A 25,526-nucleotide genomic window follows, 5' to 3' on the forward strand; every position below is an offset into this window, starting at 1 on the left:
TACAAAACCGGGCCGCTTTTCCGCCGATTGCACGCAGCTGTTACTCGCACGCGCTCCTGGACAGGGATCAAGGCCGGGATCAGCCCCTCTCCGCCCGCCTGGACGATCTTTACCCCGTGCGTTCATCCAATCCCCGCCTCTTGGCCACCCGTACCGATCCGGCCAGGACCGCAAACGGCAAGCCACGTCCCCCAGGGCGTCCTTGACGCCAACAAGTGGGCCCCACCATGCTGTTGACGTCCGAAATCCAGGACACAGGTCTTCACTTTCCCAAGAAATGGGGTGACAAAAAATGAAGGTCAAGGTTGCCGAGAAGCAGGACACCGTGCGCACCACCACGCCTTACGTCGCCGGCTAAGGCGAATTCGGTGGGGGGTCCGTTCATTCGGGCCCCCCACTCCCTTCGGTGAGACACATTGCGAACATTGCGACACGGGAGAATCCGGCATGACCGCTCTTTATTCGCGCGTGCGCCCCGCCCTCTTCGCGGAGCTCGACCATGCAAGCAGCCGACTGGATTCCGGGGACCCGGAGGGCCCGGTATTCCTTCTGGTCACCTCACCGGACGGCGGCGGCAAGGCGGACACCGTGCGCGCCTGGCTCGACTCCGAGCGCGGCGGTCGGCAGGGACCCGTGATCGTGGGGAACGGCGACAAGCTGGCCCACGGCTACCTCGCCGGGCTGCAGCCGCTCGTGGACCATGCGATCGCGGTCGCGGAGGCGGACGCTCCGGAGCTGGTCACCGCCGCCGAGCAGTCCCTCAAGCGGATCTTCCCGCACCTGGAGTCCCCGACTTTCCGCGTGCCGAAGGACCTCACGGGAGTCGCGAGCCGGGACGAGCGGACCCGTTTCTACTTCCACGAGTACCAGGGCAAGCTGCTCAACGGCGTGTACGAGTTCCTCGAAGCCTTCCTCGCCTCCGCCGACCGGCCGCCCTACACCCTGGTCATCGACAACGCCGAACGCCTGTCGCCCACGGTGATGCAGTTCCTCGACATCGTCGCCCGCCGCCGCGGCCTGTGCCGCCGGCTGACGATCGTGCTCCTGGTCAACGGGGAGCCGGACGTCGCCCTCGCCGAGCACGGGATCCAGGTCGCTCTGCCGCCGCTGACCAGGCGCGAAGCCCGGGAGCTGATCGAGTCCTGGGGATGCGCGCCCTTGGCGGCCAAGCAGCTCGACAACCTGTGGCGGCTCTCGCAGGGCAGGCCGGCCCGGCTCTCGGCGCTGATGCGCTGCGCCGACGCGAAGGTGTCGCTGCCCGACTACCTGACCTTCGAGACGCATCTCGACCTCTACCTCAGCCTGCTCGGCGAGCGGCCCCGGTACGACCTGCTGGAGCAGTACGTACGGGCCCACTGCTCGGATGACGACCCGGTGACGGTGCGGAACTACGAGACCTACGACGCGGGCGTCAAGGAGCGCGTCCACCGCGAGGTGCTCGCCGGCCTCGCCGGTACGCCCGAGGAGGTCTTCCACCCGGTCCACCACCTCGCCCTGCCGACGGCGTCGGACCGGATGGTGGCGCTGGCGCCGCTGTCCATCTCCCTCCAGGAGATCGGGCTCTACGACACCTGGTTCGACCTGTTCTCCCGCTTCTGGGCGGACCCGCAGCTGCGCACTGTCCCCGGCGGCGGGCAGACCCACAACCTGGTCTACCTGCGCATGTCCTTCGTGCTGTACTCGCTCGGACTGGCGCACGTGTCCATTCCCTATCTGGACACGTTCTACCAGCATTTCCCGCAGAGCCTCTACACGCCCACGGTGCTGTATTCGCAGAGCATGGCGCACGGCCGTTACCAGTCGCCGCCGGACCTCGTCACCGCCGAGCGATTCGCCCTGCTCAACCTGGAGAAGCTCGGCACGGAATTCCAGGACCACCCGAAGTTCGAGTACATCAAGGTCTTCGCCGAAAACGCACTCGCCTACATCCGGGCCCGGCAGGGGCGGATGGACGAGGCGCTCAAACTCTGCACCGAGGGCATGGACCGGATGCAGAAGATTTACGGCGACGAGAAGTACGCGCTCCACCAGTCGATCCTCGTCTACAACACGGCGCAGATCTACGAAATGGTCAAGGACTTCCCGAAGGCGTACGAGATCTACCAGCGGACCATATCCCTGGACCCGAACTACGGGGAATACGCCAACGACCTGGCCAACATGCTCCAGCGCACCGGGCAATTCGATGAGGCGCTGGAATGCTACGAGCGGGCCATCGCCCTCTGCCCGCCCTATTACGAAGCGCATCTCAACCGCGCCCGGCTCCATCTGCAAAGGGGGGACTCGGCAGCCGCCGAGCAGGACTTCCGGCGCGTGGTGGAGCTCAAGCCGGGCGAGGCGCGGGCCCACTTGGGGCTCGGGACGCTCCGGCTCAAGCAGGGCCGGGCGGCCGAGGCGCTGGAGAGCCTGGACGCCGCCGTCTACCACGACCCGAAGAACGCGCAGGCATGGAGCAACCGGGGCCTGGCCCTGTCCGAGCTCGGGCGCGCCGAGGAGGCGGAGGAGAGCCTGCGCACCGCGGTGGCCCGCAACCCGAAGCTGACCGAGGCCTGGAACAACCTCGCGCACGTCCTCCACGGAAGCGGGCGCCCCCAGGAGTCCCTGGCCTGCCTGGACAGCGCCGTACAGCTGTCCGACGACCCGGACTACGTCTACAACCGGGCGGTGCTGCGGCTCGAACTGGCCGACGTGGACGGCGCTTCGGCGGACATCGAGCTCGCCGCCGAGCGCGGCGCCGACACCGCGGAGCTGGACGACCTGCGCGCCCAGCTGGCCGAGGCGCGCGGCTGAACCGCTCGATCCGCTCGTACGTCGAGCATCCACAAGGAGCAGGAGCACCTCGTGCCACCCACTGAGCGCCGCGATACAGCCGAGCGCCGTTCCCTCCGTTCGCTGTTGTCGGCGTATGCGGTGAGCCAGTTCGGCAACTGGCTGTTCCGCACGGGCGTCGTCTACTACGCCTACAACCAGAGCCACGGCTCGACCGCGTTGCTCACCACGGCGATCGTGCTGGTGTACCTGCCGATCCTGTTCGGCTCGCGGCTGCTGGCTCCGCTGGCCGACCGCTACGAGACCCGGCGGATGCTGATCGGGCTGGACGCGTTGCGCGCCGTGGTGCTCGCGGTGCTCCTCGCCGCGGTCTGGGGCGGCATCGGCTTCGTCTCCGCCGCCACCATCGGCGTGATGGGGTTCCTCTCCCTGCTCACCCCCTTCTTCACCGCTTCGCAGACGGCCTACATGCGGCGGGTCCTGCCGACCGACCGGATGCCTTCGGCGCTGGCGGCGGTGTCGAAGGTCGACTGGTCGATGTTCATCCTGGGCACCGCGGCCGCGCCCGTGATGCTTCAGGTCAGCAACCTGCCCGTGCTGATCTCCCTGGACATCGCCAGCTTCGTGGTGTCCGGGCTGCTGCTGGTCCGGCTGGTGCCGGCCCCCGCGCCGCGGGACGGCCGGCCAGGGGGCACTGCGGCCGGCTCCGGAAAGCCGCGGCTGACCGCGAGCAGCAAATGGCTGCTGGGCAGCGTCTTCGCGCTGAACGCCGGCGCCGGGATCATCAACGTCTACCCGAACGTCGTCGCCCGGGACTTCCTGGGCGGCGGCGCCGTGTGGCTGAGCGTGATCAACCTGGCCAACGGGGCCGGGGCGGTGCTCGGCGCCACCCTCGCGGCGCGGCTGCGCAAACAGCGGGGACTGCGCCCGGGCGTGCTCGCCGCGCTGGCCGTGGCCGTGTCCCTGGTGTGCATGACCTTCGTGACGACCGCCTGGGTGGCGGTCCTCGCCAGCTCCACCATGCTGATGGCGGGCCAGGTGTTCGCGGTGGTCTTTCAGGCCCGGATCCTGGAGAACGAACCGGTGGCGGTGGCCGGCCGGGTGTCCGGCCTCTTCACGCTCGGGACCTTCGCCGGCGTGACGCTCAGCATCCTGCTGTTCATGGGGCTCACCAGCGTCGGTCCGATGCGGAGCTCCTTCACCGTGCTGCTGCTCATCGCCGCGGCCTCGGCGCTGGTGTCGGCCTGGATCGGGCATGCCGCCGCGCGCCGTCACGGGGTCACGGCGCCCGAGCCGGCCGCAGCGGAGGTCCTCGACGCTGACCTCGGCACCGACCTGGGCACAGACCTCCACCCGGACCTGGACCTGGACGCCGAGGCGGTCGCGCTGCTGGTGCGGCAGGCCGGGCGGGCCTTCGCGACCGGTGTCACGGTCGCGTCGACCGTCAACGCCCGCGTCCCGCACGCCACCACGGTGAACTCCTTCGTCACCGTCTCCCTCGACCCGGCGCTCGTGCTGATCTGCGTCGCGCACGGCTCGCACCTCGCTTCGCTGATCACCGAGGGCTCTCCCCTGGGGATCACGGTCCTCTCGGCGCGGCAGCGGGACACCGCCGTGTACTTCGCCCGCGCCGACCGCCCGGTGGGCGAGACCCAGTTCGAGGGGCACCCGTGGCGGCCCGGCAAGGAGACCGGCGCCCCCCTGCTGGAGGCGGGCGCCGCATGGCTCGAATGCCGGGTGCAGACGCTGCTGCCCGCCGGGGACCACGCGATCGTGCTGGCCCGCGTCCTGGCCTTCACCCCGTCGGAGGAGACCGGGGACGGGCCCCTGGTCTTCTTCGGCGGCGCGTTCCACGCGCTGGGCGACTCCCCGTCCGTCCCGCCGGTCCCGGCCGGCCTCCAGAAAGCGGACCAATGAGCCGACCGATGAACGAGCCGATGAACGGCCCCATGAACGGCCCGCTGACCTTCACCTATCCGGCCGCACGCCGCGATCCCCGGCAGGAGAAACTGCACGGTCACGTGGTGGAGGACCCGTACCGGTGGCTGGAGGATCCGCACAGCGAGGAGACCCGGCGCTGGACGGCGCAGCAGCGCGAGGTGTGCGACCGCGTCCTGGACGGGCTGCCCGGGCGGGCCGGCTTGCGTGAGCGCGTCGCCGAACTGCTGGGGACCGGCAGTGTGGGCGCTCCCGTATGGAGGGGGCAGCGGCAGTTCTTCACCCGCCGCCTGCCCGGCGAGGAGCGCGCCGTCCTGCTGACGGTGCAGCCCTCCGGAGAGGTACGCGTCCTCCTCGATCCGATGCGCCTGGACCCCTCCGGCGCCACCACCCTCGACTCCTGGCATCCGGACCTGGAGGGGCGCCGCCTCGCCTACAAGACCTCCCGGGGCGGGAACGAGGAGTCCCACCTCCACGTACTGGACGTCGAGACCGGCGCCCTGCTGGAAGGCCCGATCCCCCGCACCCGGCATTCGGCCATCGCCTGGCTTCCGGGCGGCCGCGCCTTCTACTACGTCCGCCTGCTGCCCGGCTCCGGGCCGGGGAGGCGGGTCTACCTGCACCGGGTCGGCTCCGATCCGGAGCTGGAGGACGTCCTGGTCTTCGGCGAGGACATGCCCGACACCACCGACTTCGGCATCCTCGTCAGCCGCGACGGGCGCTGGCTGAGCCTGGGCGCGTCCCGGGGCACCGAGAACCGCAGCGACCTCTGGCTCGGCGACCTGTCGGCGGGTACGCCCCAGGCCCCGCGGTTCCAGCCGGTCCAGGTCGGCGTCGACGCCGACACCGGCCTCTACATGTGGCGCGACGGCCGCGCGTACCTCTTCACGGACCGCGACGCCCCGCGCTCACGCCTGTGCGTCGCCTCCCCCTCCGACCTGTCCTACGGGGCCTGGCGCGACCTGGTGCCCGAGGACCCCGAGGCGGTGCTGACCGACTTCGCCATCCTGGACGGGCCCGAACTGGACCGGCCGCGCCTCCTGGTGGGCTGGACGCGGCACGCCGTCAACGAGGTCACCGTCCACGACCTGGAGACCGGCGAACGGCTCGGCGCCGTACCGACCCCGGGCGTCGGGTCGCTCGGCGGCCTCTTCGAACGGCCGGAGGGCGGCCACGAGGCGTGGTTCTCCTACACCGACAGCACCTCGCCGGGATCGATCCTGCGCTACGACGCCCGCCACGGGACCACCGAAGTCTGGGCGCCGACCCCGGGCATGGTGCCGGTCCCGGAGGTGAAGAGCTCCCAGATCAGCTACCGCTCCACCGACGGAACGACCGTACGCATGCTGGTCGTCGAGCCCCTCGGCCGGACCGGGCCGCGTCCCACGATCCTCTTCGGCTACGGGGGCTTCGGCTCCTCGCAGGTCCCCGCGTACGACCCCTCGGTCCTGGCCTGGGTGGAGGCCGGCGGCGTCTACGTCGTGGCCAACCTGCGCGGTGGCGGCGAGGAGGGCGAGGAATGGCACCGGGCCGGGATGCGGGAGCACAAGCAGCAGGTCTTCGACGACTTCCACCGCGCGGCCGAAACGCTGATCGCCGGCGGCTGGACCACCGCGGACCGGCTCGGCATCCACGGAGGCTCCAACGGCGGCCTGCTCGTGGGCGCCGCGCTGACCCAGCGGCCCGACCTCTACCGGGCGGTGGTGTGCGAGGCGCCGCTGCTGGACATGGTCAGGTACGAGCGCTTCGGAATGGGGCGCCTGTGGTCCGCCGAGTACGGATCGGCGGACGAGCCCGAGGAGCTCGGGTGGCTCCTGGGGTACTCGCCCTACCACCACGTACGAGAGGCGGCGGACTATCCGGCCGTGCTGTTCACCGTGTCCGAGAACGACGCCCGGGTCGATCCGATGCACGCCCGCAAGATGTGCGCGGCGCTCCAGCACGCCACCGGCGGCCGGGCGCCGATCCTCCTGCGCAGTGAGGCCGAGGCAGGGCACAAGGGCCGGTCGATGAGCAGGGTGGCCGCGCTCGCCGCCGACACCCTGGCGTTCCTCGCGTGGCAGACGGGCCTGCCCCTGCCGTGACGGACGAACCGGCCGCACCCCAGCGCGGCGGCCGGACATCCGACTCCCCGACGCCCGGCCAACAGACGTCCCGACAGACAGCCAGACAGCAAGCCTTGAGGTTCGCATGAGTGAAAAGCCCGCCGCCCGCCCCGTCGTCGCGATCGTCGACGCCTACTCCAGCGCCCGGTGCCTCGCGCCGATCTTCCGGGAGCGGGGTTTCGACTGCCTCCATGTCAGGAGCGCCGCCACCGCGCACCCGGTGTACGAACGCAGCTTCCGGCCGGGGGACTTCGTCGCCGACATCGTGCACGACGGCGACGCCGCGCGCACGGCCGAAGCCGTCGCACGGCACGCACCCGTATGCCTTCTGCCGGGCATCGAGAGCGGCGTCGAGCTGGCCGACGTCCTGAGCGAGGCCCTGGGGCTGCGGACCAACGGCACGGAGCTGAGCCCGGCCCGGCGGGACAAGTACCGCATGCTGGAAACGGTGCGTGCCGCCGGAGTTCCCGCCGTGGAACAGATCCTGGTCACCGACCTCGACACCCTGCTCGACTGGCATGCCAAGGCGGAGGGCCGCGTGGTGCTGAAGCCGGTCAAGAGCGCCGGCAACGACGGCATCCACTTCTGCGACGACGCCGACGACGTACGCGTGGCCTTCGCGGCGCTGATCGGCACCGACAGCGCGCTGGGCGCCCGCAACCGGGAGGTGCTCGCCCAGGAGTACCTCGTCGGCGGCGAGTACATCGTCAACACCGTGAGCCTCGACGGCAGGCACCACGTCACCGATCTGTGGCGGATGCAGCACCTCAGCGCCAACGGGGTCCGCGACCTGGGGGCCAGCGCACGGCTGCTGCCCCGGCACGGCGCGGACCAGGACGCGCTGGTCGCGTACACCTGCCGGGTCCTCGACGCCCTGGGGGTGCGCAACGGGCCCGCGCACAGCGAGGTGAAGCTGACGCCGCACGGCCCGCGGCTGATCGAGACGGCCGCGCGCGCCTGCGGCGCCGACCTCCACGTCCCCGTGAAGGCCGCGATCGGCGAGAGCCAGCTGGACTGGACCGTCGACGCGTACGTGGAGCCAGACCGCTTCCTGGACCGCTGGGAGAGCTCCTACGAACTGGTCCGGCACGCCGGGCTCGTGAACATGGTCTCCCCCGCGGACGGCACCCTGCGCGGCTACCCGAACATGGCGCGGCTGCGCGGGCTCGACAGCTTCCACGACCTGGCCCTGAACGTCCGGCCGGGCGGCCGGATCCACCGCTCGGTGGACGACTGGACCTACCCCATGCGCGTGTACCTGGTGCACGAGACGCAGAGCACCGTGCTGCACGACATCCTGACCGCGCACTACCTGGACGGCGACGGCTTCTACGACATCGTCGCCGACGACTGACGGTGAGTTGACGGCGTACCGGCGGCGTCCGGCTGTGTCCGGCGGCGCCCGGTGGCTCGTTCCCGACCTCCGAGACCTGCCGGGCGCGCTCTGGTCGGGCCCCGGGCGCGCCCGTACGCTGCCCCGCATGATCGATTCACGTACCCACATCCGAGTCGCCCGCCCCTCCCTCGACCTGAAGGCCGCCGAGCGGTTCTACGTCGACGGGCTCGGGCTGGAGGTGCAGTGGCGCAGCGCCGAGAGCGTGCCCGGGGAGCACGATCTGCTGATGGTCGGCCCGGCGGGGGGCGGGTGGCATTTCGAGCTGACCCGTGACGCCGGCAACCCGGTCGCGCCCGCCCCCACCGTCGACGATCTCTTCGTGGTCTACCTCGGCAAGGCGCCCGACGAGGCCCTCGTGCGGCGGCTCGTCGAGCACGGCGGGACCCGGGTCCCCGCCCACAACCCGTACTGGGACGAGCACGGGGTCACCGTCGCCGACCCGGACGGCTACCGGCTCGTCCTGTGCTCGCGCACCTGGGGCTGACGACAGGGCCGAGAGGCTGCTGAGGCAGGGACCACGGGCCGGGTCAGCCGGCCTTCGGGCTCTTCGGCAGCCCGGAGTCGAGGGCCGAGCCCGCGCCCGCCAGGGAGGTGTCCGTGGCCTTCGTGGAGCTGCCGACCACCGACGCGGCGGTGCCGACCGCCGTCTTCGTGTCCTCCATGGCCTGTCCCGGGTCGGCGACGATCTCACCGACGCGCTGGGTGATCGGCGGCCCCTCGACCGGGGCCTCGTCGGCGTGCGCGACGACGGGTGTGAGGGCGAGGGCGGCGCCGCCGGAAAGAACCAGGGCGGCAAGGGTGCGCTTCATGGTCTTCTTCATGGCGTGACCAACGACAGCGGGCAGCGGGGGTCACCGCACACGCCGGGGCCACCGCGAACGCCGGCGGCCCCGGACCGAAGGAATTCGGTCCGGGGCCGCCGGAATGACACAGCAGGCAGTGGGTCTGGGTCAGTCCTCGACCACCAGGGCCGGGGTGGACTTCGTCAGGACCTCACCGCGGAAGAAGGCGGGGCTGCGGCGTTCGGTGATCACCATGATGACCACGCCCAGGAGCAGCAGGCCCACTCCGATGATGAACACGCTGCCGATGCCGAAGAGCGAGGAGCCGGAGCCGTAGGCCGGGTCCCACATGTCGTACAGCGTCTGGAAGAAGACCGCGGCGAGCATCAGGCCGCCGATGCCCGGCAGGATGCCCTTGACGAAGAGGTTGCGCACCGAGGCGCGCAGTTCGTCGCGGAAGAACCAGACGCAGGCGAAGGCGGTGATCGAGTAGTAGAAGCAGATCATGAGGCCGAGGGCGTAGATCGTGTCGATCAGTACGTTCTCGCTGACCAGGGTCATCACCGCGTAGAAGACGCCGGTGGCGATGCCCGCCATGACGGTGGCGCGGCCCGGGGTCTTGAAGCGGGGGTGGACCTTGGCGAACGAGGCCGGGAGGGCCTCGTAGGTGCTCATGGACAGGACCGTGCGCGCCACCGGGATGAAGGTGGTCTGCAGGCTGGCGGCGGCGGAGGCCAGGACCGCGACGAAGAGCAGGATCCCGAGGCCGGAGCCCATGATCGGCTCGGCGAGGGTGGCGAAGACGTTGTCCGCGGTCTCCTCGTTGCCGAGGCCGTTGCCCTCGGTGCCGACACCGGCGTACATCTGGGCGGCGATGGCGACGACCAGGTACGAGGCGACGATGACGACCATGGCGAGCATCGCGGCGCGGCCGGGCGTCTTGGCGCTGCCGACGCTCTCCTCGTTGACCGACAGGCAGGCGTCCCAGCCCCAGTAGATGAAGATCGAGAGGGAGAGGCCGGCGGTGAAGGCGGCGAGCGAGTCGACGCCGAAGGGGTTCATCCAGGACCAGGAGAAGGCGAGCGAGCCCGCGACCTCGTCGGACTTGGTGATGGCCATGTAGGCGAACATCGCCAGCACCGCGAGCTGCAGTCCGACCAGGACGTACTGGACCCACTTGGTGGCGGTGATGCCGCGGTAGCTGATCGCGGTGGCGATCGCGATGAAGGCCAGGGTGGTGAGGATGTGGACGTACTTGTTGTCGTCCAGCGCGGCGAGGTCCGCGCTGCCGCTCACCTCGCCCAGGAGGAGGAAGAAGAAGTTGGTGGCCACACCGGCGAGGTTGGAGAGCACGACGATGGTGGCGATGAGGAGGCCCCAGCCGCACATCCAGCCGACGCGGGGGCCGAAGGCCTTGACCGACCAGGTGAAGGAGGTGCCGCAGTCGGGCACTGCCTTGTTCAGTGCGCGGTAGGCGAAGGCCACCAGCAGCATGGGGATGAATCCGGCCAGGAAGATCGCCGGCATCTGCACGCCGACCTCGCTGACCGTGGGGCCGAGGGTGGCCGTAAGACAATAGACGGGGGCGACCGTCGATACGCCGATGACGGCGTTGCCGATGAGCCCGACCGAATTGCCGCCGAGTCCCTTGCCGCGTACGCCCTGGGCGACGCCGTTTACCGTGTCTCCGGCCTGGGGCCGAGCATCCGTCTGTGTCATGGGTCAGGACGTTAGACCCTGCGTTTTCCACATCTGGAGGTCTTACCTCCGGAACGGGAGGTGCTCCGACGCCTTTGAATTTCGAGATCCAGAGACTTCATGAGCATGTAATTCAAGGTTCATCCGGTGATCCGGCCTCGGTTCAGTAGGGCCTGGACAGCGGTTTCCGGTGTACGGAAACCGTAGCCATGTCCGTTTTGGGCCTTTCTAAAGTTTCCCTTACGACTTTCGGGTGACCCCTGGTAACCCGGCGTGAGGGCGGCCGCCGCTCAGCCCGCCCACACGATCGACTGCGTCTCGCTGTAGGCGTGCAGGGCGTACGAACCCACGTCGCGCCCCACCCCGGACTGCTTGAAGCCGCCGAACGGGGCCTCCATGTTGCGCCCGACGGTGTTCACGCCGACCCCGCCCGCCCGCAGCCGCCGCGCCACCCGGAAGCCGCGCGCCGCGTCGCCGGACCACACGTAGCTCAGCAGGCCGTAATCGCTGTCGTTGGCCAGCGCCACCGCCTCGTCCTCGCCGCCGTCGAAGGGGACGACCACGACGACCGGCCCGAAGATCTCCTCGCGGACCACGCGCATGTCGTTCGTACAGTCCACCAGGAGGGTGGGAGCCACGTAGAAACCGCGGCCCTCCCCCACCACCGGGCGCGCGCCGCCGTACGCGATCCGCGCACCCTCCTTCCTCCCCAGCTCCACGTACGACTCCACGCGGTCCCGGTGCGCCCCCGAGATCACCGGGCCGACCACCGTGCCCGCCGCCGCCGGGTGGCCCACCTTCATGTACGCCAGGTAGCCGGTCAGCTTCTCGACCAGCCGGTCGTAGACCGCCCGCTGTGCGATCACCCGGGTCGGTGCCGTGCAGATCTGGCCGGAGTAGAAGGAGAAGGTGGTCCCGATGCCCCTCACCGCCGCGTCCAGACCCGCGTCGTCCAGGTCGTCGAAGACGAGCGCCGCGCCCTTGCCGCCCAGCTCCATCAGCTGCCGCTTCATCGTCCGGCCGCAGACCTCCGCGATGCGCCGGCCGACGCCCGTGGAGCCGGTGAAGGACACCATGTCCACGTACGGGGAGTCGACGGCGGCCTCGCCCACCTCCACCGAGGTGCCCGAGACCACGTTCACCACCCCGGCCGGGACGCCCGCCTCGTGGAGCGCCTCGGCCATCTTGAACACCGACAGCGGGTCCTGCGGGGCCGGCTTGACCACCACCGTGTTGCCCATGGCCAGCGCCGGGGCCACCTTGCCCGCCGCGTTGGCCCACGGATTGTTGTACGAGGTGACGCAGGTGACCACGCCGACCGGCTGGCGCACCTCCAGCGCGCCCAGCACGCTCGCCCTGCCCATCGGCCCCGCCTCGGTGACCTGCGGCGGCAAGCCCCGCTCCACCGGCTCCAGGGCGCCCTTGGCGTACCGCCGGAAGCGGGCGACCCCGACCCCGACCTGCATGCCGCGGGCGATCCCGGTCGGCGCCCCGGTCTCCGCCCGGGCCAGGGCCGACCACGGCTCGGACTCCCGCTGGATGATGTCCGCGGCCCGGTCGAGGATCGCCGCCCGCGCCTCGGGCGGCGTGCGGGACCAGGCCTCGAAGGCCTCGGCCGCGGCGCGCGCCGCCTCTCCCACCTGGCCCCGCGAGGCCTCGGGCGCCAGGCCGGCCACCGACTCGTCCGCCGGGTCGACCACCTCGTAGTGGCCGCCGTCGGGCTCGACCCACTCCCCGCCGATGTAGAGCTTCTGCGGCTCGTCCCGAAGGCTCACCTGGTACTCACCGTCCTCGTGTCCCGGCCCGACCGGAGCACGATGCCCGGGATCGCACCCGTCACCTCGTCGTCGCGGACGGTCTCCACGCCGTTGACCCGTACCGAGACGATGCCGACGGCCCGCGCGTCCAGTCGCGGGCTGTTCCCCGGCAGGTCGTGGACGAGCGTCGCGGGGCCGGCCTCGATCCGCGCCGGGTCGAAGAGGACCAGGTCCGCGTGGAAGCCCTCGGCGATCCGGCCGCGCTCGCGCAGCCCGAACAACTGGGCCGGGTCGTCGGTGAGCATCCGTACGGCCTGCTCCAGCGGCACCAGCTTGCGGCCGCGCAGGCAGTCGCCGAGGAAGCGGGTCGTGTACGGGGCGCCGCACATCCGGTCCAGGTGCGCGCCGGCGTCGGAGCCGCCCAGCATGACGTCCTCGTGCTGCCAGGTCTCCCGGCGCAGGGCCCAGCTCGCCGGGTCGTTGTCGGTGGGCATCGGCCAGAGCACCGTACGCAGGTCGTCGTGGGCGCAGATCTCCACCAGGCAGTGGAAGGGATCCTGGCCACGCTCGGCCGCGATGTCGTTCACGACGCGGCCGCAGAGGCCCTCGTTCTCCTTGCTGTACGTGTCACCGATGACGTAGCGCCCGAAGTCGGCGAGGCGGCGGAAGACACCGGCCTCCTTGCTGTCGGCCCGGCGCAGCATCCGCGTCCGCACGTCCGCGTCGCGCAGCTTCTCGATCCGCTCGGGGACGGGCAGGGCGAGGATCTCGCCCCAGCCAGGAATGAGGTTGAGCGCGCAGAAGGTGCCGAGGGACATGTTCATGGGGGTCAGGATCGGCATCGTCAGCGCCACGATCCGGCCGCCCGCCGCACGGGCCCGCTCGCTGGGTACGAGCTGGCGCGGCACCCGCTCCGGGACGGAGGCGTCGATGGTGAGGACGTTCCAGTTGAGCGGGCGTCCCGCGGCGGCGCTCATCTCCACGAAGAGGTCGATCTCCTCGTCCGAGAACTGGTCGAGGCAGCCCGCGACGATCGCTTCCAGCTGGGTGCCCTCGTGTGCGGCGACGGCTTTCGCCAGGACCAGCAGCTCGGCCGGCTCGGCGTGCCGGGAGGCCACGGGGGATCCGGCGCCGTCGGAGTGGGTGGAGGACTGGGTGGTGGACAGGCCCCAGGCGCCCGCGTTCATGGCGTCGTGGAAGAGGGCGAGCATCTCCTCCATCTGCTCGGGGGTCGGCTGCCCGCCGACGGCCGCCTCGCCCATCACGTACCGGCGCAGCGCGCAGTGGCCGACCATGAAACCGGCGTTGACGGCGATCCGCCCCTCCAGGGCGTCGAGGTACTCGCCGAAGGTGGACCAGGTCCAGTCGACGCCCTCCTCCAGGGCCTTGAGGGCCATGCCCTCGACCTTGCTCATCATGCGGCGCGTGTAATCGGCGTCCTCGGGGCGGGCGGGGTTCAGGGGCGCCAGGGTGAAGCCGCAGTTGCCGCCGGCGACGGTGGTGACGCCGTGGTTCATGGAGGGGGTGGCGTACGGGTCCCAGAAGAGCTGGGCGTCGTAGTGCGTGTGCGGGTCGATGAAACCGGGCGTCAGGACGAGGCCGGTGGCGTCCTCGCTGGTGCGGGCCGGGTCGGTGACGGTGCCGGGCGCGGCGATGACGGCGATGCGGCCGTCCCGGATGCCGATGTCCGCGGTGAACGCGGGGGCGCCCGTGCCGTCCACGACGGTCGCTCCGCGAATGAGGTGGTCGAGCATGGGTTTCCCCTCCTGGGCCATTGCCCTGGCCGGGCCTTGACCGGTCCTGGCCGTTGCCCTGGCCGGGCGATGACCGGGCCGGGCGGGCGGGTCCTGTACGACTGTGTCGAGCGGTCGCTCCGGCGGGTCGGGGGCGGGCCCCGCCCGGCCCGGCTCGGCCCCGTTCCCGCCGGGCGCGACGGTCAGGCGGCTTCGCGGAAGCGCGTCGTGCGGTGCACCGGGTCCGTGTCGATCTCCGGGATCACGTGTTCCCCGATGAGCCGGATGCTGTTCAGCGTGTCCTCGTACGAGACCCCGATCGGCAGGCCGAAGGACAGCTGGTCCGCCCCCGCCGCCTCCCACCGCTTGCACTGCCGGAGGACCTCCGAGGGGTCGCCGCAGATCATCAGCTCCTCGGCGATCAGCAGCTCGATGATCTCCGCGCTGTACTCCGGGAGCAGCTCCGGCCACTCCGGGATGCCCTCGGGACGCGGGAAGGTGTCGTGGTAGCGGAAGACCAGGGACTGGAGCCGGTTCAGCCCGCCGTTGACGGCGATCTCGACGGCCTTGTCGTGGGTTTCCGCACAGATCGCGGTCGAGGTGACCATGACGTTGTCGTTGACGAAGGCGCCGATGGCCTTCGCCTCCTGGATGGCGGTCTTGTACTGCTCCAGGACCCATGACATGTCCGAGACCTTCTGCACGCTGAAGCCGAGGACCCCGAGGCCCTTCTTCGCGGCCATCGCGTACGAGGACGGCGAGCCCGCGGCGTACCACATGGCCGGGTGCGCCTTCCCGTACGGCTTGGGGAAGATCTTCCGCGGCGGGAGCGACCAGTGCTTGCCGGAGAACCCTTCGTACTCCGCCTGGAGGAACATCTTGGGGAACTCCGCGATGGTCTCTTCCCAGATCTCCTTGGTGTGGTTCATGTCCGTGATGCCCGGAAAGAAGCCGAGGATCTCGTGGCTGCCCGCGCCGCGGCCGGTGCCGAATTCGAAGCGGCCCTTGGAGAGGTGGTCGAGCATGGTGACCTTCTCGGCCACCTTGACCGGGTGGTTCACCGGGGCGAGCGGGTTGAAGATGCCCGAGCCGAGGTGGATGCGTTCGGTGGCGTGGGCTAGGTACCCGAGGAAGACCTCGTTCGCCGACAGGTGCGAGTACTCCTCCAGGAAGTGGTGCTCGGAGGCCCAGGCGTACTTGAAGCCGGACTTGTCGGCCTGGATGACGTACTCGGTCTCCTCGATCAGCGCCTTGTGCTCCGCCTCGGGGTCGACCTTGGACCGCGCCTCAGGCACGTATCCCTGCACGAAGAGCCCGAATTCCAAGGGGTTCACCGTCCTTTGGTTTCTGACGAACCGTCAGATCAGATGGGACGACTGTTCCATCGCGAAGGCGCGAGCGTCAAGACCCGGGGCCTCTCCTATCTGACGCCACATCAGGTTTCACTCTCCAGCTCACCTCAGAGGACGCTGACCCCCGCCATCCAGCCGCCGTCGATGACGAACGGCTGGCCGGTGATGTAGGAGGAGTCCTCGCCGGTCAGGAAGAGCGCCAGCCTGGCGATCTCCTCCGGCCGCCCCACCCGCCCCATCGGCACCACGCGCTTGTAGAGCTCCGCCATCGCGTCCCTTGCCTCGTCCGTCATCGCGGCCGGGTCCAACAGCCCCGGATTGGCCATGGGGGTGTCCACCGCGCCCGGGCACATCGCGTTGACGCGGATCCCCTTCGCGGCCAGCTCCAGGGCGGCGACCCGGGTCAGGCCGACGATGGCCGACTTGGTCGCCGCGTACGAGCCGACGTACGCCATGCCCGTCAGGCCGGTGTACGAGGAGGTGTTGACGATCGTGCCGCCGCCCGCCGCCTCGATCTCGGGGGCGACCGACTTGATGCCGAGGAAGGCGCCGACCTGGTTGACCTGGACCACCTGCTGGAACTCCTCCAGCGGGGTCGCGGTCAGTTCGTTGAAGCGCAGGATCCCCGCATTGTTGACCAGCCCGTCGACCCGGCCGAAGGCCTCCTTCGCGGCCGCTATCGCAGCCGCCCAGTCCTCCTCGCGGCTCACGTCCATCCGTACGTACCGGGCCCGGTCCTCGCCGATCTCCTTGGCGACCGCCGCGCCCTGCTCGTCCAGTACGTCGCCGAGCAGCACCTTGGCGCCCTCGGCGGCGAAGAGGCGGGCCTCCTGCTCGCCCTGGCCGCGTGCCGCGCCCGTGATGATGACGACGCGTCCGTCCAGCTTGCCCATGCCGGTCCCCTAATCGTTGAGGAGCGGGGCCACCTCGGCCCCGAAAGCGGTGATCTGGTCGACGAGTTCGGCCCGGTCGCGGCTGCGGAAGCGCACCTGGATCTGGTCCACGCCGAGCCCCTTGTACTCCCGCAGGGACGCGGCGAGCACCTCCGCCTTACCCGTGAGGGTCCGCCGGCCGGTGTCCCAGCCGGGCTCGCCGACGTACAGCGCCTCGGCGATCGCACCGAACTCCATGGGGCCGGTGACCCCGGCCCGCGTGCGCAGCTCCTTGATACGGGCGATCCGCGCCGGCAGCTCGTGGCGCGGGTCGCCCTGCGGCAGCCAGCCGTCCCCGCGGACGGCGGCCCGGCGCAGAGCGGCGGGCGAGGACCCGCCGACCCAGACGGGGATCCGCTCCTGCGCGGGCCGGGGCAGCTGGCCGAGATCCTTGAAGGAGAACAGCTCGCCCTCGTACTCCGGATACTCCTCGGGCCCGAGCGCGGCCCGCAGGGCGTCCAGGGTCTCGTCCAGCACCGCCCCGCGGCGCGCGAAGTCCACGCCGAGGATCTCGAACTCCTCCTGGACGTGCCCGGCGCCGACGCCGAGGATCAGCCGGCCGCCGCAGAGGTGGTCGAGGGTGGCGTACTGCTTGGCACTGACCAGCGGGTGGCGCAGGCCGACGATCGCGACGTGGCTCAGCAGCCGCACCCGCTCGGTGATGCCGGCCAGGAAGGCGAGGGTGGCCACCGGGTCGTACCAGACGGTGCTCATGGGCCCGGCGAGCCGCCGCGGGACGGCCACGTGGTCACAGGTGGCCACGTACCCGAAGCCGGCCCGGTCGGCGGCCCGCGCGACCTCGGCCAGATCGGAGGCGGTGGCCGACGCCTCCCAGGGCTCGGCGTAGAGGGTGCTCTGCGACTGGATCGGGAGCTGCATCCCGTAGACCAGCCGACCTTCCGGAAACACGCGCGCCATGCCGGGCCCGCCTCGCCTTCGTCTGCCGATTCGTCCTAGGCCCTGTCGTCAAAGTCCCGCCTGGCCCGCGCCGTCTGGCACCGCACCTCGCCGTACTGCGTTCGCTGCGCTCACTGCGTCTCGGCTCCTCTTCGAGGACCTTGGCGGCCGAGCTGTCGGAGCGCCCAAGTACGTCCAGTACTCGGGCGCTCCTCCGCCTTGCGATGCACGGCGCCAGACGACGCGGGCCTTACCGGCGCTACTTTGACGACAGGACCTAGCGGTGCCGGGCCATCGTCGTAGCTGACGGTCCGTCAGGCAAGGGGTGCGGCAGCACGGACGTGCGGGCGTCGGCCCCGCGGGGAACCGGGCGCGGTCCGCCTACGCGGTCTCCGGCGCGGGCGTCCTGGCGCCGAGCGGTGCGGCGGGCGAGCGAGGTGTTCCGGCCGCGGCCGGGCGGCCGGGCGTACGGGCGCCCGGGTCTGACGGCGGCGGCCGTCACATGCCTTCGGGGCCCATCACGATCACCGGCTTCGCCGCCGGGTCGAGGGTCGCCAGAACCTTGCGCATGGCCTCCTTCGGGATGCCGACGCAGCCCTGTGAGGGGCCGTCGTGGTCGACGTGGAGCCAGATGTTGCCGCCCTTGCGCTCACCCTCCGGCTTGGCCGGGTCCAGCGGTGAGCGGCCGGGCCTGCGGTTGAAGTCGATGGCGACGACATAGTCGAAGGAGCCCAGCAGGGACTCGCCGTTGACGCCTCGGCCCGTGGCGACGAAGGCACCGTCCTTGTCGTACGGGAGGCGCGTGCCGGGCGGCGGGGGCAGCAGGCCGCCCGCGTCGGTGAGCGCGAAGACGCCCTGGGGCGAGGTCAGATCCCCGTACGTGCGCTCCGTGGACCAGCCCTTGGCACCGTTGCGGGCCGGCCAGCTCTCGATCTTGACCCAGTCGGCGCCGGGCGCGGGTCGGGTGTAGAGGGTGGCCGTGGACTCCGAGGAGTCCTTGGCCTTGCCGGTGACGAGGACGAGCTGGCGGGAGTCGACCGGGATCTTGGCCCGGGTCTGCTCACTGATGCCGGTCAGGCCCTGCATGACGTCGCGCCGGGCGTCGCGCCGGGCGTCGCGCGCGGCCCGGTCGGCGACGCCGCCCGTGGCGGGCGGCCGGCTGTCCGCGCCCGCCTGGGCCGCGCTGCCGGCGGCCCTGCCCGCGTCCTGGAGCGCGTACACCCAGCCCGCCCCGAAGGTCAGCAGGCCGAGGGTGGCGGCGAAGGCCACGCGGCGGGACGCGCGGGGCGTGCCGGTCTTACGGGGCGTGCGGGAGCGGGCCCGGGCGTGCTTGCTCATTGAATCGACCGTACAGCAGGCAATCTTCAGAGACGTTGAGCATCCGCCGCGCGCGGCCCGGCGGGTGGCACGGGAAACCTGACCCGGACCGTCAGGCCGCCCTCCGGGGCCGGATTGGCCTGCGCCGCCAGCTCCGCGCCGTGCGCCCGCGCGACCGAGGCGACGATCGACAGCCCGAGCCCGGCGCCCTCGCCCGCGGTGTGCTGCCGCTCGACGCTCCGCCGGAAGGGCTCCAGGAGCCCCGGCACCTCCGCCGGATCGATCACCGGGCCGGTATTGGACACCGTCAGCCCGCCGTCGGCGGAGGTCGCCACGGTGAGGCGGCCGCCCGCACGGTTGTGACGTACGGCATTGCTCAGCAGGTTCCGGACCAGGTGGCCCAGCAGGGCGCGGTCTCCCGTCACGGTCAGCGGCGCGAGGGTCCGTACGACCGTCAGCCCCCGGTGGGGGCCGGCGGCGGGGGCTGCGGTGTCGGCCACCCCGGCCTCGGGCGGGGTCTCGGGCCGGGTCTCGGGCGCGGTCTCGGGCTTGGGCTTGGGCTTGGGCTTGGGCTCCGCCACGGTCTCGGCCGCCGCCGTCTCGGGCGCGGTCTCCGCCGTCCCGGCCGCCGTCCCGGGCGCGGTCTCCGCCGCCGTCTCGGGCACGGTCTCCGCCGTCCCGGCCGCCGCCGCCTCGGCCGTGGTGTCCGTCGCGGCGAGCCCGGCCAGCTCGGCCAGGTCCACCGGCTCGGCCGACCGCAGCCCCTCCTGCGACACCGCGAGCAGCAGCAGCGACTCGATGAGGTGCTCGCTGGTGTCCGCGACGTCGATGAGCTTGTGCCGGATCCGGGCGACCCGCTCCGGCGACGGATCTCCCGCCAGCCCGATCTCGGCCGCCGCCCGCTGCACGGCCAGCGGGGTGCGCAGCTCGTGCGCCGCGTTCGCCGCGAACCGCCGTTGGGCGCAGACCAGGTCCTCCATCCGCCCCAGCATCGCGTCGAAGGTGTCGGCGAGCTGCTTGAGCTCGCCGGGCGGCGCGTCGAGGGCGATCCGCTCGTCCAGGTTCTCGCCCGACAGGCGGCGCGCGGTCTCGGTGATCACGCCGACGGGCCGCAGCACCCGGCCGGCCATCCACCAGGCCAGCCAGATCGACAGCACGGCGAAGACGGCCAGGGCGATGAGCGAGAAGGTCAGCAACCGGTGCTGGGTGGCCTCGGTGACGGCGTCCGAGAGGTCGCGGGTGTAGGCGTACTGCTTCAGCTGCTCGGCGGTCGGCCCCTCGCCCGGAGGCAGGGTCCGGGCCGGCTCGGGGCCGCGGCCCGGTTCCGCCTCCTCGCCCATGCGGAACGCGGGACTCACCGTGGTGACGACCCCGCTGACACTCGCGTACAGGCCCTGGCCGACCAGGACGTAGACCAGCGCCACGAGACCGCCGCCCGCGAGGAGCAGCAGCGACCCGTACAGGACGGTGAGGCGGCCTCGCTCGGTCCGCAGGAAGCGCTTCACCGGGCGCTCGCCTGCGCGATCCGGTAGCCCGCGCCCGGCACCGTCTCGATCAGCGGCGGCTCGCCCAGCTTGGCGCGGAGCTTGCTGAGCGTGACCCGGACGGCGTTGGTGGAGTAGCTGGTGTCCTCCTCCCACACCTCCTCGATCAGGTCGTCGTTGCTGACCACCGCCCCCTCGGCGCGCAGCAGGGTCTCCAGTACGGCGAACTCCTTGGGGGACAGCGCGAGCCGGCGGCCATCGCGGCTCGCGGTGCGGCGGGCGGTGTCGACGGCGGTCCCGGCGCGTTCCAGTACGGGCGGCAGGGCCGGGCGGGCGCGCCGGCCCAGGGCCAGGACGCGGGCGAGGAGCTCGTCGTAGGCGAAGGGCTTGGTGAGGTAGTCGTCGGCGCCGAGGCCGAGGCCCTCGACGCGGTCCCGTACGGTCCCGGACGCGGTCAGCATCAGCACGCGGGTCAGCAGCCGCTCGCGCACCACCTGGCGGCAGACCTCGTCTCCGTGCAGTCCGGGCAGATCGCGGTCGAGGACGAGGACGTCGTACGCGCCCAGGCGCAGGCGCCGCAGGGCCTCCAGGCCGTCGGCCGCCTCGTCGACGGCCAGCGCGTCGCGGCGCAGCCCTTCGGCGATCATCTCCCGGAGGAATTCCTCGTCCTCCACCACCAGTACGCGCATGCCGTCCTCTTTACCCGAGAACGGCATTTCGGCGTTGTAAGCACCGTGCGAGAGGGAAGCGAAATCCCCCTCTGCCGCAGGCTCGGGCCCATGAAGCGATCCCTGATCATGACCACGGCCGCAGCCGTCACCGGGCTGGCCCTCGCCGTCACCGGATGCGCGAACGGGACGTCCGAAGGGAAGGAGGACGACTCCGCAAGTTCCGGGAGCTCCGGGAGCTCCGGGAGCTCCGGGAACGGCTCGGCGGGCAGTGGCGGCGGCGCCGATGCGGACAACGCCCTCAAGATGCGCCAGTGCCTGCGCGAGCAGGGCATAGACATGCCCGACCCCGAGCCCGGCCAGGACCCCCGCGGCATGACCGTGGGCGCGGGCGTGGACCCGCAGAAGATGCAGGAGGCCATGAAGGCGTGCGGGATGAGCGGCCCCGGCTCCGGCAAGGAGCCCACGCAGGAGGAGAAGGACAAGCAGCTCGCGTGGACCCGGTGCATGCGCGAGAACGGCGTGGACCTCAAGGACCCGCAGTACAGCGGCAGCAGCATGTCGGGCATCGAGATCCCCAAGGGCCAGGAGAAGGCCTTCGAGGAAGCCCAGAAGAAGTGCGAAACGGCCCGGTCGTGAAGAAGGACGACGAGGACGGCAAGGACGCCAAGGACGATGCGGACGGCCGGGGCGGGGCGCGCGGGGCGGGCGGGAGCCGGGCCAAGCGCGGGAAGCGCGGCAAGTGGCTGCTGGTCTCCCTGGCCGTCGTGCTCGCGGCCTCCGGCGGCGGCTACGCGGTCATCGCCCAGCCCCGGCAGGAGAGCGAGCGGGAACAGCGCGGCGACGGCCTGCCGCCCGCCACGGCTCCGGTCCAGCGCGGCGATCTCAGCTCGGGCCTCCAGGTCGACGGCACCCTCGGCTACGCGCAGGAGCGCAAGCTGAACGCGGCCGGGCCGGGCGTGCTCACCTGGATCGCGGGCGAGGGCACGGCGGTGGAGCGGGACGGGCGACTGTACGAGGTCAACGGCAAGCCGGTGCGGCTGATGTACGGCGCCACGCCCATGTACCGGCCGCTGAAGGCGGGGGACAAGGGCGAGGACGTCAAGCAGCTCAAGCGGAACCTCAAGGCGCTGGGGTACGGGACCGGTCTGGACCCGGATGACCCCACCTTCACGGCGGGTACGGCGACGGCGGTCAAGCGCTGGCAGAAGGCCCACAAGGCGGCGGAGACGGGCGAGGTCGCCAAGGAGGACATCGCCTTCGCCTCCGGGCCGCAGCGGATACGGAAGAACGACGCGGCGGTGGGCGACGAGCCCGCGCCGGGCAAGCCGGTGCTGACGCTGACCGGCACCGATCGGATCGTGCGCTTCCAGCTGGATGCGGCGAAGGCGGGCGCCGCACCGGCCGGGGAGCGGGTCACCGTACGGCTGCCGGGCGGCGCCGGCGCCACCGGGACGATCGAGTCGGTCGGCGGCGCGGCCGGGCCGGACGACATGAACGGGTCCGGAGGCGGCGGCGGAGGCGGCGGGGGTGGCGACAAGAAGGCCAAGGTCGAGGTGGTCGTGGTCTTCGACGACCCAGCCGGGATCAAGGCCCCGGACCAGTCCCCGGTGTCCGTCGCCCTGACCGGCGAGACCCGCAAGAGCGTACTCTCCGTACCCGTCAACGCGCTCCTCGCACTCTCCGGCGGCGGCTTCGGCGTCCAGGTCGTCGAGGACGGCAGGGTGCGCGAGGTCAAGGTCGAGCTGGGCATGTTCGGCAACGGCCGGGTCGAGGTGACCGGCCCGTCCCTCAAGGAGGGCATGCAGGTAGGGATCCCGAAGCTATGACGACAACACACACGGACGCGGTTGTGGACACGGGTGTGGACAGGCACCCGGTCGTCGAACTGGCCGGGGTCACCAAGGAGTACCCGGGCGGCGTCGCGGCCCTGCGCGGCGTCGACCTGACCGTCATGAATGGCGAACTGCTCGCCATCGTCGGCCCGTCCGGCTCCGGCAAGTCCACCCTGCTGCACATCGTCGGCACGCTCGACCGGCCGACGGCCGGCCGGGTCGCCATCGCCGGGTACGACATCGCGGCCTTGTCCGACCGTTCGCTGTCGGCCCTGCGCTCGCGCCACGTCGGCTTCGTCTTCCAGTCCTTCCACCTCGTGCCGGGCCTCAGCGCCCGCGCGAACGTCGCCGAAGGACTGCTGTACTCCGGCCTCTCCAGGGCCGAGCGCGGCCGCCGGGCGGCGCAGGCGCTGGAGCGGGTCGGCCTCGGCGACCGGATGGAACACCGGCCGCACGAGCTGTCCGGCGGACAGAAGCAGCGCGTGGCGATCGCCCGGGCGGTGGCGGGCGCACCGGACCTGCTGCTGGCGGACGAACCGACCGGCGCGCTCGACACGGCGTCCGGGGAATCGGTGATGGAGCTGCTGCACGAGCTGAACCGGGACGGGGCCACCATCGCCGTGATCACCCACGACAACGAGATCGCTTCGAGCCTGCCACGACACGTGCGGATCCGGGACGGGGAGATCGTGGCGGACGTGCGGAACGCGGCCGGGGCGGGGGCGGCGTGAGGGGCCGTACGGACCGAGGTGCGCGTACGGGTGGCCGTACGCGTACGCGTACGCACACGCCGGCGGCCAAGCTGCGCCCACCGAGGCTGTCCCCCCGGGACGTCCTGCACGTCGGATCGGCCGGCCTGCGCTCGCGCCCCATGCGGGTCTTCCTCTCCGCGCTCGGCATCGCCATCGGTATCGCGACGATGATCGCGGTGGTCGGAATCTCCTCCTCCAGCCAGGCCAAACTGCTGCGCGAGCTCGACAAGCTCGGCACGAACATGCTGGTCGCGACGCCCGGGCAGGGGATGTTCAACGGCCAGGACACCAAGCTGCCCAAGGACTCGCCGGGCATGATCTCCCGGATCAAGGGGGTCCGGTCGGTCGGCACCACCGGGGACGTGGCCGAATCCGTACGCCGGTCGGAGAACATCCCGAAGGAGGAGACCGGCGGAATCGCGCTGAAGGCGGCCAAGGACGACCTGCTGGGCACCCTGCGTGCGGAGATGGCCGACGGCACCTGGCTGAACGAAGCCACCGGCCGCTACCCGGCCGTGGTGCTCGGCCACGTCTCGGCGCGCCGACTCGGCATCACCGAACCGGGCGGGCAGGTCTTCATCGGCGGCCGGTACTTCACGGTGATCGGCATCCTGAAGCCGATCCCGCTGGCCCCGGAGATCGAGCGCTCCGCGCTGATCGGCTGGGACGTGGCCGAGCGACTGCTGGGCTTCGACGGCCACCCGACGGCGGTGTACGAGCGGTCGGCGGACGACCGCGTCCCGGAGGTCCGCGGCCTGATCCCGCACACCGCCAATCCGCAGTCGCCGAGCACGGTATCGGTGACCGACCCGTCGGCGGCGCTCCAGGCGAAGGCGGCGACGGAGGGAGCCTTCAGCACCCTGCTGCTCGGGCTGGGCGGGATCGCGCTGCTGGTGGGCGGGGTCGGCGTGGCCAACACCATGATCATCTCGGTGCTGGAACGACGCCACGAGATCGGCCTGCGCCGCTCGCTGGGCGGGACGAAGGGCCAGATCCGGATCCAGTTCGTGACGGAGTCGCTGCTCCTGTCCGGCCTGGGCGGCCTGGCGGGCATCGTCCTCGGCGGCGCGGCCACCGCGGTCTACGCCCGCGCCGGCGATCTCCCCTGGGTGGTCCCCCTCTGGTCGGTGACCGGCGGCTTCACCGCCACCCTGGCCATCGGCACCCTGGCGGGCCTCTACCCGGCCATCCGCGCGGCCCGCCTCTCCCCGACGCTGGCCCTGTCCTCGGCGTAGCGCGCTGGGGGCGCGGGGCGGGCGCGGGCCCGGGGCGGGCGCGGGCCCGGGGCGGGCGCGGGCCCGGGGCGGGCGCGGGCCCGGGGCGGGCGCGGGCCCGGGGCGGGCGCGGCCCCACCCCGGGCCCAGGCCCAGCCAACCCACCGTCCCGGCAGGCCAAACCCAGCCCCGCCGACGACTGAGGCGCGGGGTGCGGGGCAGAGCCCCGAAACCCCGGGCGCAGCCCAGCCCGCGGCCGACCCCGCGCCCGCACCCGACCAGCTCGGCCCCGCCGGCGATTGAGGCGCGGGCCGAGCCCGGGAGGAGGCCGGGCCCGGGCCTCCACCTGCCGCCGCCCCGGACGTACGCTGAGCTGATGCGAACTCCACGCCACGCCGCCCGCGTTGTCATCGTCTCCCCCACCGGATCGGTGTTCCTCTTCCGCGAGAACAACGTAGAGGTCGGCATCCACTGGCTACCCCCCGGCGGCGGCATAGACCCCGGCGAGAGCCCCGAGGACTGCGTACGGCGCGAGCTGCGCGAGGAGACCGGCTGGACCGACGTCGAGCCCGGCCGGCTGCTCTGCACGTGGGAACACGACTTCACCCACCAGGGCGTCCCCGTCCGCCAGCACGAGCACATCTACGTCACCACCGGCCCCCGCCGCGAACCCGTCCTGGAAGAGCCCGGCATCCACTGGCAGTGGCTCTCCCCGCAGCGGCTGGCCGCTCTCGGCGAACCGCTGTGGCCGCCGCGCCTGCCGGACCTCCTGGCGGACCTCACGGCGAACGCCCAGGCCGAGCCGGTGCACCTCGGACTCCTCGCCTGAGCTCAAGGCCCGGCTGGCCGGCCAGCCGGGCCGCAGCCACCCCCGACGCACCGCCCGTCCCACCGGCC

General features: G+C 71.8%; 20 protein-coding genes. 10 read left to right on the forward strand and 10 right to left on the reverse strand.

What is annotated here, in order from left to right; all coding sequences use genetic code 11:
* Nucleotides 1–447: 447 nt before the first annotated feature.
* From ABZX75_RS08420 to ABZX75_RS08440, 5 genes are all read left to right on the forward strand, one after another.
* Complete coding sequence (locus ABZX75_RS08420) at nucleotides 448–2,790, forward strand: tetratricopeptide repeat protein (RefSeq protein ID WP_355409169.1); 2,343 nt, start codon at nucleotides 448–450, stop codon at nucleotides 2,788–2,790.
* Nucleotides 2,791–2,841: 51 nt separating this feature from the next.
* The gene (locus ABZX75_RS08425) at nucleotides 2,842–4,686 is read left to right on the forward strand and encodes an MFS transporter (protein WP_355409171.1); all 1,845 of its coding nucleotides are present in this window, start codon (nucleotides 2,842–2,844) and stop codon (nucleotides 4,684–4,686) included.
* Between the two features lie 8 nt (nucleotides 4,687–4,694).
* Nucleotides 4,695–6,791 (forward strand): prolyl oligopeptidase family serine peptidase, encoded by a 2,097-nt coding sequence (locus tag ABZX75_RS08430; protein WP_355409173.1) that lies wholly within the window; start codon nucleotides 4,695–4,697, stop codon nucleotides 6,789–6,791.
* A 106-nt stretch (nucleotides 6,792–6,897) separates the two neighbouring features.
* On the forward strand, nucleotides 6,898–8,166 hold the full coding sequence (locus ABZX75_RS08435; protein ID WP_355409175.1) for an ATP-grasp domain-containing protein: 1,269 nt from the start codon (nucleotides 6,898–6,900) through the stop codon (nucleotides 8,164–8,166).
* 127 nt (nucleotides 8,167–8,293) lie between these two features.
* Nucleotides 8,294–8,692: a VOC family protein gene (locus tag ABZX75_RS08440; protein WP_355409177.1), complete on the forward strand. Its 399-nt coding sequence runs from the start codon at nucleotides 8,294–8,296 to the stop codon at nucleotides 8,690–8,692.
* 43 nt (nucleotides 8,693–8,735) lie between these two features.
* Here the strand turns inward: ABZX75_RS08440 and ABZX75_RS08445 are convergent, their stop codons facing one another.
* The 10 genes from ABZX75_RS08445 to ABZX75_RS08490 all read right to left on the reverse strand — a co-directional run bounded on the left by ABZX75_RS08445 (nucleotide 8,736) and on the right by ABZX75_RS08490 (nucleotide 20,849).
* Nucleotides 8,736–9,017, reverse strand: coding sequence for a hypothetical protein (locus tag ABZX75_RS08445; protein ID WP_355409179.1), 282 nt, complete (start codon nucleotides 9,015–9,017; stop codon nucleotides 8,736–8,738).
* 141 nt (nucleotides 9,018–9,158) lie between these two features.
* Nucleotides 9,159–10,709: an APC family permease gene (locus ABZX75_RS08450; protein ID WP_355409181.1), complete on the reverse strand. Its 1,551-nt coding sequence runs from the start codon at nucleotides 10,707–10,709 to the stop codon at nucleotides 9,159–9,161.
* Nucleotides 10,710–10,978: 269 nt separating this feature from the next.
* Nucleotides 10,979–12,463: an aldehyde dehydrogenase family protein gene (locus ABZX75_RS08455; protein ID WP_355409183.1), complete on the reverse strand. Its 1,485-nt coding sequence runs from the start codon at nucleotides 12,461–12,463 to the stop codon at nucleotides 10,979–10,981.
* Nucleotides 12,460–14,199 carry a D-aminoacylase gene (locus ABZX75_RS08460; RefSeq protein WP_355409185.1) on the reverse strand — a complete coding sequence of 580 codons (1,740 nt, stop codon included), beginning with the start codon at nucleotides 14,197–14,199 and terminating at the stop codon, nucleotides 12,460–12,462. The genes ABZX75_RS08455 and ABZX75_RS08460 overlap by 4 nt, the downstream gene beginning before the upstream one ends.
* A 182-nt stretch (nucleotides 14,200–14,381) precedes the next feature.
* A complete protein-coding gene (locus ABZX75_RS08465; protein ID WP_355409592.1) occupies nucleotides 14,382–15,503 on the reverse strand; it encodes an LLM class flavin-dependent oxidoreductase in 1,122 nt (373 codons plus the stop codon).
* 134 nt (nucleotides 15,504–15,637) lie between these two features.
* A complete protein-coding gene (locus ABZX75_RS08470; protein WP_355409187.1) occupies nucleotides 15,638–16,423 on the reverse strand; it encodes a glucose 1-dehydrogenase in 786 nt (261 codons plus the stop codon).
* Nucleotides 16,424–16,432: 9 nt separating this feature from the next.
* A complete protein-coding gene (locus ABZX75_RS08475; protein WP_355409189.1) occupies nucleotides 16,433–17,380 on the reverse strand; it encodes a TIGR03619 family F420-dependent LLM class oxidoreductase in 948 nt (315 codons plus the stop codon).
* 477 nt (nucleotides 17,381–17,857) lie between these two features.
* Nucleotides 17,858–18,697 carry a hypothetical protein gene (locus ABZX75_RS08480; RefSeq protein WP_355409191.1) on the reverse strand — a complete coding sequence of 280 codons (840 nt, stop codon included), beginning with the start codon at nucleotides 18,695–18,697 and terminating at the stop codon, nucleotides 17,858–17,860.
* A 26-nt stretch (nucleotides 18,698–18,723) separates the two neighbouring features.
* Nucleotides 18,724–20,181, reverse strand: coding sequence for an ATP-binding protein (locus tag ABZX75_RS08485; protein WP_355409193.1), 1,458 nt, complete (start codon nucleotides 20,179–20,181; stop codon nucleotides 18,724–18,726).
* Nucleotides 20,178–20,849 carry a response regulator transcription factor gene (locus ABZX75_RS08490; RefSeq protein ID WP_355409593.1) on the reverse strand — a complete coding sequence of 224 codons (672 nt, stop codon included), beginning with the start codon at nucleotides 20,847–20,849 and terminating at the stop codon, nucleotides 20,178–20,180. Before ABZX75_RS08490 ends, ABZX75_RS08485 begins: the two co-directional genes overlap by 4 nt.
* Nucleotides 20,850–20,939: 90 nt before the next feature.
* Between ABZX75_RS08490 and ABZX75_RS08495 the strand changes: the two genes are divergently transcribed.
* The 5 genes from ABZX75_RS08495 to ABZX75_RS08515 all read left to right on the forward strand — a co-directional run bounded on the left by ABZX75_RS08495 (nucleotide 20,940) and on the right by ABZX75_RS08515 (nucleotide 25,458).
* The gene (locus tag ABZX75_RS08495; RefSeq protein WP_355409195.1) at nucleotides 20,940–21,467 is read left to right on the forward strand and encodes a hypothetical protein; all 528 of its coding nucleotides are present in this window, start codon (nucleotides 20,940–20,942) and stop codon (nucleotides 21,465–21,467) included.
* Entirely contained in the window at nucleotides 21,446–22,657 is a 1,212-nt protein-coding gene (locus ABZX75_RS08500) for a peptidoglycan-binding protein (RefSeq protein WP_355409197.1), read from the forward strand. The genes ABZX75_RS08495 and ABZX75_RS08500 overlap by 22 nt, the downstream gene beginning before the upstream one ends.
* Nucleotides 22,654–23,394, forward strand: a complete 741-nt coding sequence (locus ABZX75_RS08505; protein WP_355409199.1) for an ABC transporter ATP-binding protein — start codon at nucleotides 22,654–22,656, stop codon at nucleotides 23,392–23,394. Before ABZX75_RS08500 ends, ABZX75_RS08505 begins: the two co-directional genes overlap by 4 nt.
* A gap of 140 nt (nucleotides 23,395–23,534) precedes the next feature.
* Entirely contained in the window at nucleotides 23,535–24,650 is a 1,116-nt protein-coding gene (locus ABZX75_RS08510; RefSeq protein ID WP_355409201.1) for an ABC transporter permease, read from the forward strand.
* 355 nt (nucleotides 24,651–25,005) lie between these two features.
* Entirely contained in the window at nucleotides 25,006–25,458 is a 453-nt protein-coding gene (locus tag ABZX75_RS08515; protein WP_355409203.1) for an NUDIX domain-containing protein, read from the forward strand.
* Nucleotides 25,459–25,526 lie beyond the last annotated feature (68 nt).

This window comes from Streptomyces sp. NPDC003038 (assembly GCF_040611115.1).
GTDB lineage: Bacteria > Actinomycetota > Actinomycetes > Streptomycetales > Streptomycetaceae > Streptomyces.